Source organism: Paraclostridium dentum, assembly GCF_012922555.1.
GTDB classification, from domain to species: domain Bacteria; phylum Bacillota; class Clostridia; order Peptostreptococcales; family Peptostreptococcaceae; genus Paraclostridium; species Paraclostridium dentum.
The window spans coordinates 23,274-35,126 of sequence record NZ_WIPK01000019.1; the positions used below are offsets into that span (position 1 = coordinate 23,274).

Consider the following 11,853-nt stretch of genomic DNA (forward strand, 5'->3'; position numbering starts at 1 on the left):
TTATATTAACTTTATCAATTATATATTTTTTTTAAATATTATGCAATTAATATTTTATCCTAATAGTAAATATCGTATTCAATTTAAAGCAAAATAGAGGGTATTATATAACCCTCTATTTTTTTATTTTATATATGTAAAATATAGAACAAATAAATATAGTAAATATGTAAGTAGCATTAAGACTCCTTGAAGTCGATAAATTTTTTCCTTTATAATTGTAGGAACTGTTAAAATTAAAACTAATATTATCATAAATGGAAAATCTATAATTGATGTTTGTTTAAGTATTGGCGTATCATTTATAAAAGATGATATAGATATTACTGAAACTATATTTAAAATGTTAGCCCCCAATATATTCCCTACAGATATAGCATTATGCTTCTTTTTTATAGCCGTTAAACAAGATACTAACTCAGGAAGTGAAGTGCCTAATGCTATTACAGTTAAACTTATAACCCCTTGTGGAACTCCTATATATTTAGCTATTATTATTCCATTATCAACCAATAGTCTAGAACCTATTATCATCATAATTATCCCAGCTATAAATAAAAATCCTATTTTCAACACGTTAATTGATTTTATCTCTTTCCTCGTACTCGTGTCTGATACTGATCTCATTTTAGTTTTTGGTATACTCTTATAATTGTTAATCATGTAAATAATTAACATTCCCATGAGAGCCATAGCATCTTTTCTATCTATAACTTTATCCAAACCTAATACAATTAAAATGATTATAGATATGATTAATAATGTAGCTTTTGAATTAAATACTTTTTTATCTACTTTAAAAGGTCTAATAATTGCAACTAATCCAAGCGCTAATCCCGTATTACAAATTATAGAACCTACTGCATTTCCTAAACTCATTGTAGTATGACCTTTTATTGATGCACATACTGACACTGTCAATTCAGGAAATGTAGTTGCTAAACTAACTATAGTTGCTCCTAAAACAATTTCAGGTATATTAGTTTTTTTTCCTACAGATATAGTAGAGTCTATAAATATATCCGCACCCTTTGTTATAAGTATAAACCCTATTAAAAATAGTCCTATTGTAAATATCATTATATCCCCCCTTATTAAATAGATATTCAATCAGCTTAATTCTATATGTATAAAAAATTTTTAAATTATTCTTAAAATTTATGTTTATTCGACATTTTAACCGGGTATTAAATGAATATAACAAAATAACAGAAAAATCTATCAAAAAAGAAAAGATAGTGTAAAATTCTGTATACAAAATACTAATTCTATGTTATGATTATATTGTTTAAAAAATATCTAGCTAGATTTTATAAAATAAATATACTCAACACATATAAACTTAAGGAGGCTATCAACATGAATGCATGGCAAGGATTCAAAACTGGTAGATGGACTAAAGAAATAAACGTAAGAGAGTTCATACAATTAAACTACAAACCATATGAGGGAGATGATTCTTTCTTAGCTGGAGCAACTGAGAACACTAAAAAATTATGGAATGAAGCTATGGATCTTTTCAAAAAGGAAAGAGACAATGGTGGAACATTAGACGTAGATACTGATACTGTATCTTTAATAGATGCTTACGGTCCTGGTTATATAGACAAGGATTTAGAAACAGTAGTAGGTGTTCAAACTGACGCTCCTTTAAAGAGAGCTGCAATGCCTTTCGGTGGAATAAGAATGGTTGAAACTTCTTGTGAAGCTTACGGATACAAATTAAACCCAGAAATAAGTGAAATATTCACTAAATACAGAAAAACTCATAACCAAGGTGTATTCGATGCTTATACTCCTGACATGAGAGCTGCTAGAAGTGCTGGTATAATAACTGGTTTACCAGATGCTTACGGTAGAGGTAGAATAATAGGTGACTACAGAAGAGTTGCTCTATACGGTGTTGATAAATTAATACAAGATAAATTAGATCAAAAAGCTTCTTTAGAAGTTAGATGTATAGATGAAGAAGTTATAAGATTAAGAGAAGAATTATCTGATCAAATAAAAGCATTAGAAGCATTAAAGAGAATGGCTGCATCTTACGGATTCGACATAGCTCAACCTGCTACTAACGCAAAAGAAGCTGTTCAATGGACATACTTCGGATACTTAGGAGCTGTTAAAGATCAAAACGGAGCTGCAATGTCTTTAGGTAGAGTATCATCTTTCTTAGACATATACTTCGAAAGAGATTTAGCTGCTGGTGTATTAACTGAAGAAGAAGCTCAAGAAATAATGGACCACTTCGTTATGAAGTTAAGAATGGTTAGATTCTTAAGAACTCCTGAATACAACGATTTATTCTCTGGAGACCCAACTTGGGTAACTGAGTCTATAGGTGGTATGGGATTAGATGGTAGAACATTAGTAACTAAAAACTCATTCAGAATGTTAAATACTTTATATACTCTTGGACCATCTCCAGAGCCAAACTTAACAGTATTATGGTCTACTCAATTACCTCAAGGATTCAAAAACTTCTGTTCTAAAGTATCAATAGACACAAGTTCTGTTCAATACGAGAACGATGATTTAATGAAGCCTTACTGGGGAGATGACTACGGTATAGCTTGTTGTGTATCTGCAATGAGAATAGGTAAACAAATGCAATTCTTCGGAGCTAGAGTTAACTTAGCTAAAACTTTATTATACGCTATAAACGGTGGTGTAGATGAGAAGAAATTCAAGCAAGTTGGACCTAGATTCGAGCCTATAACTTCTGAATACTTAGAGTACGATGAAGTTATGCAAAAATTCGATATGTTTACAGATTGGTTAGCTAACTTATATGTAAATACATTAAACGTAATACATTTCATGCATGATAAGTATTCTTATGAAGCATTAGAAATGGCTCTACATGATAGAGACGTATTCAGAACTATGGCTTGTGGTATAGCTGGTTTATCAGTATGTGCTGACTCATTATCTGCTATAAAATACGCTAAAGTTAAAACTATAAGAAATGAAGAAGGAATAGTTGTTGACTTCGAAGTTGAAGGAGATTTCCCTAAATACGGAAACAACGATGACAGAGTTGACGATATAGCTGTTGAATTAGTTGAAAGCTTCATGAATAAGATAAGAAAGAACAAGACTTACAGAAATTCTTATCATACTCAATCTATACTTACTATAACTTCAAACGTTGTTTATGGTAAGAAAACTGGTAACACTCCTGACGGAAGAAGAGCTGGTGAGCCATTTGCTCCAGGAGCTAACCCAATGCACGGAAGAGATAATAGCGGTGCTTTAGCATCATTATCATCAGTTGCTAAATTACCATACGAGCATGCTCAAGATGGTATATCTAATACTTTCTCTATAGTACCAGGTGCTTTAGGAAAAGATATGGATGAAAGAGTAAACAACTTATCTTCAATGATGGATGGATACTTTGCTCAAAATGCTCATCACTTAAACGTAAACGTATTTGATAGAGCTACTTTAGAAGATGCTATGGAGCATCCAGAAAAATACCCTCAATTAACTATAAGAGTTTCAGGATACGCTGTAAACTTCATCAAGTTAACTAGAGAGCAACAATTAGACGTTATAAATAGAACATTCCACGGAAAAATGTGCTAATTATAACTTAATATACATGTAAACATATTATAACAATCAATTATCAAAGTATATTCAGAGTGCAAACCTCATCAGTTTGCACTCTTTTTTTCTAAGCACTAATAAATAAATTAAGTATAAATTCCCATGAATTAAAAAAACTATTTAATAGACTTTATACGTTTAATGTTTTATAATAGTGGGTAGAAAGTATAATGTATACAATTATTTTAGATGATAAATTTTATTAGTATAATATATAATTAACGAGGTGGATAAAATGGTAAAAGGTAGAGTTCATTCAATAGAAACATTTGGGACTGTAGATGGCCCTGGAATTAGATTTATATTATTCATGCAAGGTTGTCCTTTAAGATGCAAGTACTGTCATAATAGAGATACTTGGGATGTTAAAGGTGGAACTGAATACACTACTGATGAAATAATAGAACAAGTAAAAAAATACTCTTCTTATATGAAATTCTCTGGAGGAGGTTTAACAGTTTCTGGTGGTGAAGCTACTCTTCAACCTGAATTTTTAAAAGATTTATTTAAGAAAGCTCAAGAAAATGAAATTCATACATGCTTAGATACATCTGGTTTTGTAAACATAGATGTCATAGATCCAGTACTTGATTATACAAATTTAGTTTTACTTGATTTAAAGCATATGGTCCCTGAAAAATGTAAAGATTTAGTAGGTGTTAGCATAGATAAGACATTAGAATTAGCTAAACATTTAAGCGATAGAAATATACCTGTTTGGATAAGACACGTTCTTGTTCCTGGAATAACAGATGATAGAGAAAACTTAGAACTTATGGGTAAATTCATATCAACTCTAAAAAATGTTGATAGGGTCGAATTACTTCCTTACCATACTCTAGGCGTTCATAAATGGGAAAACATGGGATTTGAATATGAGTTAAAATATGTTCCAGATGCTACTAACGAAGATATCGAAAAAGCATCTAAAATACTAGCTGAGTTTGGTGTAATAACTCATAATAAATAATAAAAAAGGATCTATACAAAATGGTATAGATCCTTTTTTTATTAAAATTCAAATACTTCAACTTCCATATTGTCGATTGCATCTTGTATTAGTTTTTCTACATCTAAAGATGATTCTGATTTCTCTATTCTATCTAATTTAGGTTTTGTTACAGGACTTTTCGGAGAAAATACTGTACAACAATCCTCTTCTGGTATAACTGATGTTTCAAATGTTCCTATTTTTTGAGCTATTTTTATTATCTCTGATTTATCCATTGCTATAAGAGGTCTAAATACAGGTAATGATACAGAAGCATTTGTACAAGTTAATCCTTGTATAGTTTGAGATGCAACTTGTCCTATACTTTCTCCTGTAACTAATGCATCACAGAATCTCATTTCTCCTACTCTTTGAGCTATTTTCATCATAAATCTTCTAGATATTATAGTCATTTCTTCTTCTTTACATGATACGCCTATTGCCTTTTGTATTTCTAATATATTAACTTTATGAAGTCTAACTTTACCACAATATTTTGCTAGTATCTGAGCTAAGTCCCTTACTTTTTCTTGTGATTTTTCACTAGTAAATGGATAACTGTGGAAATGTATAGCTTCAATTTCTACTCCTCTTTTTGCAACCATCCAAGAAGCAACTGGACTATCTATTCCTCCAGATAATAAAGACATTGCTCTACCATTTGTTCCAACTGGAAGACCTCCATACCCTGGAACTGTATCACTATATACCATTACATGATTTTGTCTATATTCGCAGTGTATAGTTGTCTCTGGGTTTCTAACATCAACTTTTATTCTATCTTTTACATTATAAACTAAAAATCCAGCTATATCTTTACTCATTTCTTGAGAAGTTAATTCTAAACTCTTATCTCCTCTTCTTGAAGTAACTTTAAACGATTCTGAACCCTCTTCTATCTTTTCTTCTAAAAGTTGTAGTGCTAGTTGCTTTAATTTATCATAGTCTTTTTCTGCTCTTATACCTGGGCAAACTCCTACAACTCCAAATACTTTTTTGATTTCTTCTAATACTTCTTCATAGTCTTCTGCATATTCTCCTAAATCAACATATATTCTTCCATATTCTTTATATACATTAAACTTACCTATATGCGCTAACATATTTTTTACATTTTTTATTAATTTATTTTCAAATATATATCTATTTTTTCCTTTTACACCGATTTCTCCGTACTTAACTATAGCTATATTATACAAATTTATCACCTCTTAATTATCGTCTTCTTATTATAAATCTAAGTTCTTCTACTGATTTTTTTATTATTTCACAAGCTTCATTTATTTCTTCTTCTGTTGTCATATCCGATAAGCTAAATCTTATAGCTCCGTCAATTTCTTGTGGAGTAAGCCCTATTGCATTTAAAACATGGCTTCCCTTTTTCTTTGATGAACAAGCTGATCCTGTAGATACAAATACACCCTGCTGTGCTAAATGATGAAGTAGCACTTCTCCTTTAACATCTTTAAATGATATATTTAATATATGACATACACCGTCATCAGGAGAATTCACTTTAATATCATCTATATTTTCAACTATAAAATCTTTTAGTAAAACTTTTAGTTTTTCTATTTTCTCTATTTTTGAATTTAAATCTGACATTATTATATCTATAGCTTCTCCTAGTCCATATATACCAGCTACATTTTCAGTTCCAGATCTTATTCCTATTTCTTGTCCTCCACCTGTTAACATAGGTTTTATTTTGTTATTTTCCTTTACGTACATAATTCCAATACCTTTTGGTCCGTGTAATTTATGTCCACTAACACTCATAAAGTCTATGTTATATCTAGATGGTTTAAAATTGATTTTAGCAAATGACTGAACTGCATCTACATGTAAATATACTTTTTCCTTTAACGTGCTTAGATACTTACCTACTTCTTTTATAGGTTGTATACTTCCAATTTCATTATTTACATGCATCATACTAATTAATATAGTATTCTCTTTTATTGCATTTTTTACATCATCTATATTTACTGTTCCTTTGTCATTTACTTTTAGATAAGTAACTTCAAATCCTTGTTCTTCTAAATCTTCCATTGTTCTTAAAACTGATGGATGTTCTATGTTTGTAGTTATTATATGATTTTTTCTCTTTTTGTGAAGATTTGCAATACCTCTTATGATTGTATTATTAGCCTCTGTTCCTCCTGATGTAAATATTATTTCTTTATCTTTACATCCTATACTTCTAGCTATTTCTTGTCTTATTTTTTTTATATTTTTTTCAACTTCAACACCTTTTTTATGTACAGCTGAAGGATTTGCATAATCTGTAGTAAGTGCATATACCATTTTTTCTACTACTTTTTCATATGGCTTAGTTGTTGCACTATTATCTAAGTATATTTCCATACTAATACACCAACTTTCTTTGTATTTAATCATACTATTTATACTCTATATTATTGTCCCAATTAACTATTTAAATTATCATATAATTTTAGTGAAACTTTTACTATTATACCACTATTTTCTCTTTTTTTATATAGCAAAGCGCTATAATTACACACTTCTATTGCTCTTATTCTTTTTTTATATCTATTTTTATCGTAAATTAATGTTTTTTAAATTTTTTTGTCAAAACTATTGATTTTTCTGTCGAATCTTGGTATTATGTATACATGGTTATCCCCCTGATAACCTTAATTAAAATCTCTATTCCCAATACCCCTTTTAAATGGATGTATACATTCATTTAAATCCTACTTCTTAACGGAAAAGAAGTAGGTTTTTTTTATGTTTAAAATCAATTTTCAATTTTAATTAAATATATTTTCAAAAACTATTGATTTTTCTGTCGAATCTTGGTATTATATACACATGGTTATCCCCCTGATAACCTTAATTAAAATCTCTATTCCCAATACCCCTTTTGAACGGATAGACTTTATATCCAATGTTAAACTGACAACGGAAGTTAGTTTAACGCAAAAAGAGCTTCCCCAAGCTCTTTTTTTTATGCTCAATTCTACATTTATCTCGCTTTTTTTGGTATAATTTAATGTATATATATAATAAAAATTTTAGGGGGTCGATACTATGCAAAACAAGAAAAAAGTAGCTATAGTATTTACAGGTGGAACTATTTCCATGACTGTAGATGAAAAAATAGGCGCTGCTATACCATCTCTATCTGGGGAGCAAATAATGTCTATGGTAACTAACATAGATAAAGTTGCTGATATAGAGATATACAACTTCGATGAGATTCCAGGACCTCATATGACACCTGAGAAAATGCTTAGTTTAAGAAATTATATAAACGATATAATTTCAAAAGACGAATTTTCTGGTGTTGTTGTTACTCATGGTACAGATAGTTTAGAAGAAACTGCCTATTTCCTAGATTTAACATTAGATACACCTAAACCAGTTATAGTTACAGGTGCAATGAGAAGTAGTGATGAACTTGGATATGATGGTCCAAGTAACCTTGCTGCAGCTGTTTGTACTGCTATTTCTGATGAAGCTTATAATAAAGGTGTTTTAGTTGTTCTAAGTAATGAAGTTTTATTAGCATCTGAAGCTACTAAAACTAATACACTTACATTAAATACTTTTAAATCTTTAACTTGTGGTCCTTTAGGAATAATTGACTGTGATAAACTTGTATTATCTAGAGATATAGTTGATAGACAAACAATCTTAGTAGATAAAGTTGAGTCTGATGTTGCTCTTATAAAATCAGGTGTTGGTATGGATGATTCTTTTATAAAGTTTGCAGCTGATAAAGGATGTAAAGGTATAGTTATAGAAGCTATGGGTAGAGGAAATATACCTCCAGAAATGTTAAAAGGTGTAGAATATGCTAGAAACAAAGATATACCAGTTGTTATAGCATCTAGATGCCATTCTGGTAGAGTTTTTGATAGTTATGGATATTTAGGTTCTGGTAGGGATTTAAGAAATCTAGGATGTATATTTGCTGGTGATTTACCTGGGCAAAAGGCTAGAATAAAACTTATAGTTGCTTTAGGAAAAACAAATAATCTAAATGAATTAAAAGATATGTTTGAAGAAGGAATATACTATTAAATAAATAATAAAAAAGGTTATTCATATGAATAACCTTTTTTTATTATTTTCTCTCTATAATTCCATTTTTTAGGCATATTGAGTAATCTAAGTCTTTCACTCCAACCTTAAATTTAACCTCTATCATTTTGCCATCTTTCCCTATTACATTTCCTTCTCCAAACTTACTATGTAAAATCTTATCCCCAATTTTGATTGCATTTATATCTTCTTTTGTTGGAGACTTTATATTATCAATAAACCTTGAGGCAAAAACTTTTTTCCCATATTTCATTTTTGGTGAACTTATATGTAGTTCATCTTGAGCTCTAGTTATTCCTACATAAAATAATCTTCTTTCTTCCTCTATAGCTGATTTTCGTTTTTCTTCATCTTCTATGTCATAAGATTTTTCATGAGGTATTGTTCCTTCATTTACTCCTATTATATATACATATGGAAATTCTAATCCCTTTGCACTATGCATAGTCGTAAATATTACTCCCTCTGAGTTTTTGTTATTTCTATTTTCAACTATCTCAGATTTAACCTTTTCTATATGCTCTAAGTATTCATTTATAGTTTTAAAGTTACTTGAAGAACTTTCTAGTTCATTTAAAATTTCTATTAACCCATTTGGTTTAATCTTCCTATTACTACAATAATCTAATACATATCTATCATAATCTAAACTAGTACGTATATATGAAATTGCATTCTTAGGAGATAATGTCTTTAAATAACTTAAATCTATTTCTAAATCATTTAATGTCTTTACTTGTTTTGAATGTAATCCTCCCTTATTTATTAATGCACCTATGAAGTCTCTATCCTCACTTGCAAGCTTTATACTATCTTTAGATATATATCTAAATGGTTTATTAATAATTCTTATCCAATCTTCACTCAATGTTGTATCTATCCCTAGTCTTAAATACGCTAATAAATCTTTCGCAACCCAATGGTCATATATAGTTACAATTGAGTCTCTAACAACAAATGGTATATGCATATCCATAAATACATCTACTAGTGCTCTAGACTGTATATTTGTCCTATATATAACTGCAAAGTCATCATAGTTAACACAATTATCTTCACATTTGCTAATTATATCTCTAGCTATAAATTTTGCTTCTTCTTCTGAGTCTTCAGTTTTTATATAATTTACACTTCCCTTTTCTTCTCTATCACACTTAATTACTTTTTCGTATCTATTTTCATTAAATTGAATAAGCTTATTTGCAGTATCTGTTATGCCTTGTTTTGATCTATAATTTATATCAAGAACATATTTCTTGCTATTTTCAAAATATCTTTCAAACTCTAATAGAAAATCTGGTCTCGATCCTCTAAACCCATATATACTTTGATCTTCATCACCTACAACAAATATATTGTTGTTTGGACTTGCTATTAACTTTATAACTTCAAATTGAACTTTATTTATATCTTGGAATTCATCCACTAAAATATATCTATACGCATTTCTGACTCTTTCTAACACTCTTTTATTATTTCGTAATAAGTGATAAGTCTTTATAAGCATATCATCAAAATCTATCTTTTTGATACTTTCCTTATAATCCTCGTACATATTATAAGCTTTTATAAATTCATCCTTCGAAAGTATTTCTGGATCAAAATCTAATTTATCCATTAACTCGTTTTTGACATAAGAAATTTCATTTATAACATTTAAGATTGTATCATCATCTTCTGCATTTTCTATATTTAAATTTTTTAAGATTCCTCTTATAGCAAATTTTTTATTCTTTTCATCTAATATACAATCCAGCTCGTACTTTTCAAAAAATCTAAGTATTCTAAAGAAAACTGAATGGAATGTCCCATAGCTAACTTTATTTAATCTAACATCATGACTCAAGCTTAGAGCTCTATTTTTCATTTCTGTTGATGAAGCTTTTGTAAAACTAATAGCTAAAATATTTTTAGGATTTATATTATTATTCAAAACCATATTAACTATTCTATACGTTATAACTCTTGTCTTTCCTGAACCTGGACCAGCTAAAACCATGCAAGGTCCATCTATATGCATTACTGCGTTTTTTTGATTACTATTTAATCCATTTATATCTATCATCATTTATCACCTTGAACTATCTTTATATTATTTTATAATTAATATTATATACTATATTCACAAAAAGGAGTAAACCTATGGAAGTTATTACTAAGACTATAGATAATTTAATTGATATACCAAAAAATCATTTCGTATTCGATATAGAGACTACAGGCCTTAGCCCTAAGTATTGTAAAGTAATATTAATAGGGGTTTTATACAATTTAAATAACAAAACAATAATTAAACAATATTTTGCTGAGTCTGAAGAAGAAGAAAAAGATTTACTTTTAAAATTTATTAATGATATAAAAACTTTTGATCATCACATAACATTTAATGGAGTATCTTTTGATATCCCTTTTTTAAACTCAAGGTTTAATTCTAATGACATTGATTTTTCCATAGATAAATGTGATGATATTGATATTTTAAGAATTGTAAAACCATTTAAAGAAAAACTGTCTTTATCTGATTGTAAACTAAAAACAATAGAAAAATACATGGGCATACAACGAGAAGATACTATATCCGGAAAAGAAAGTGTTGAATTATATAAAAATTTTGTAATTAGTAAAGATATTAGTTTAAAAGAAAAAATACTATTACATAATTACGAAGATATTTATTACTTAGGAAAAATATATAACATAAAAAACATAATAGATGAAAGTTTGGATTACATAGATATAAATATAAACAATTTAAATTATAAAGTTCTTTTGAGTAAATATAAAATTGCAAAGTCTGTTTTGCATTTAAATTTTATATCTAGAAAGGAATTTGAACTTCCATTAAATATATTTAGAGATACTTATACTATTTCTACCGAAGAAAATATATTGAATATATTTATAAATCTTAATAAGGGTATCGATAGCAATGGAAATACAATATTTTTTTATAAATTAGGATCTATAATTCCCATAAAGTTTAATAATGATTTTATAGTCGACAATATTAACGCCTTATCTAAATTTTTAATTTCTAAAGAGTTATAAATATCATCTTTGTTGGTAAAAAAAAGAACTGTTGAAATATCAACAGTTCTTACTGGCGGAGAAGGAGGGATTCGAACCCTCGCACCGGTTAACCCAGCCTAATCCCTTAGCAGGGGATCCTCTTGAGC

General features: G+C 28.8%; 8 protein-coding genes. 4 read left to right on the plus strand and 4 right to left on the minus strand.

Going from position 1 to position 11,853, the window contains the following annotated elements; genetic code table 11:
• Window positions 1-123: 123 nt before the first annotated feature.
• On the minus strand, window positions 124-1,080 hold the full coding sequence (locus GFJ41_RS16520) for a calcium/sodium antiporter (RefSeq protein WP_035116879.1): 957 nt from the start codon (window positions 1,078-1,080) through the stop codon (window positions 124-126).
• Between the two features lie 279 nt (window positions 1,081-1,359).
• On the opposite strand from GFJ41_RS16520, the gene pflB reads away from it, so the two are divergent.
• On the plus strand, window positions 1,360-3,591 hold the full coding sequence (gene pflB, locus GFJ41_RS16525) for a formate C-acetyltransferase (RefSeq protein ID WP_025162292.1): 2,232 nt from the start codon (window positions 1,360-1,362) through the stop codon (window positions 3,589-3,591).
• Window positions 3,592-3,850: 259 nt separating this feature from the next.
• Window positions 3,851-4,585 (plus strand): pyruvate formate-lyase-activating protein, encoded by a 735-nt coding sequence (gene pflA / locus GFJ41_RS16530; protein ID WP_170075883.1) that lies wholly within the window; start codon window positions 3,851-3,853, stop codon window positions 4,583-4,585.
• Window positions 4,586-4,626: 41 nt separating this feature from the next.
• Here pflA and thiI read toward each other — a convergent pair whose 3' ends face one another.
• Complete coding sequence (gene thiI / locus GFJ41_RS16535; RefSeq protein ID WP_021428497.1) at window positions 4,627-5,805, minus strand: tRNA uracil 4-sulfurtransferase ThiI; 1,179 nt, start codon at window positions 5,803-5,805, stop codon at window positions 4,627-4,629.
• Between the two features lie 16 nt (window positions 5,806-5,821).
• Window positions 5,822-6,973: a cysteine desulfurase family protein gene (locus tag GFJ41_RS16540; RefSeq protein ID WP_170075886.1), complete on the minus strand. Its 1,152-nt coding sequence runs from the start codon at window positions 6,971-6,973 to the stop codon at window positions 5,822-5,824.
• Between the two features lie 687 nt (window positions 6,974-7,660).
• On the opposite strand from GFJ41_RS16540, the gene GFJ41_RS16545 reads away from it, so the two are divergent.
• The gene (locus tag GFJ41_RS16545; RefSeq protein WP_170075884.1) at window positions 7,661-8,656 is read left to right on the plus strand and encodes an asparaginase; all 996 of its coding nucleotides are present in this window, start codon (window positions 7,661-7,663) and stop codon (window positions 8,654-8,656) included.
• Window positions 8,657-8,699: 43 nt separating this feature from the next.
• On the opposite strand, the gene GFJ41_RS16550 is transcribed toward GFJ41_RS16545, so the two are convergent.
• Window positions 8,700-10,742, minus strand: coding sequence for an ATP-dependent helicase (locus GFJ41_RS16550; protein ID WP_332841178.1), 2,043 nt, complete (start codon window positions 10,740-10,742; stop codon window positions 8,700-8,702).
• 77 nt (window positions 10,743-10,819) lie between these two features.
• On the opposite strand from GFJ41_RS16550, the gene GFJ41_RS16555 reads away from it, so the two are divergent.
• The gene (locus GFJ41_RS16555; protein ID WP_052169203.1) at window positions 10,820-11,725 is read left to right on the plus strand and encodes a ribonuclease H-like domain-containing protein; all 906 of its coding nucleotides are present in this window, start codon (window positions 10,820-10,822) and stop codon (window positions 11,723-11,725) included.
• Window positions 11,726-11,853: the final 128 nt, after the last annotated feature.

Excerpts from the sequence above, each read along its gene's own strand:
- GFJ41_RS16520 (WP_035116879.1), bottom strand. The coding sequence starts at position 1,080 with ATGATATTTACAATAGGACTATTTTTAATAGGGTTTATACTTATAACA.
- pflB (WP_025162292.1), top strand. The coding sequence starts at position 1,360 with ATGAATGCATGGCAAGGATTCAAAACTGGTAGATGGACTAAAGAAATA.
- pflA (WP_170075883.1), top strand. The coding sequence starts at position 3,851 with ATGGTAAAAGGTAGAGTTCATTCAATAGAAACATTTGGGACTGTAGAT.
- GFJ41_RS16540 (WP_170075886.1), bottom strand. The coding sequence starts at position 6,973 with ATGGAAATATACTTAGATAATAGTGCAACAACTAAGCCATATGAAAAA.
- GFJ41_RS16545 (WP_170075884.1), top strand. The coding sequence starts at position 7,661 with ATGCAAAACAAGAAAAAAGTAGCTATAGTATTTACAGGTGGAACTATT.
- GFJ41_RS16550 (WP_332841178.1), bottom strand. The coding sequence starts at position 10,742 with ATGATAGATATAAATGGATTAAATAGTAATCAAAAAAACGCAGTAATG.
- GFJ41_RS16555 (WP_052169203.1), top strand. The coding sequence starts at position 10,820 with ATGGAAGTTATTACTAAGACTATAGATAATTTAATTGATATACCAAAA.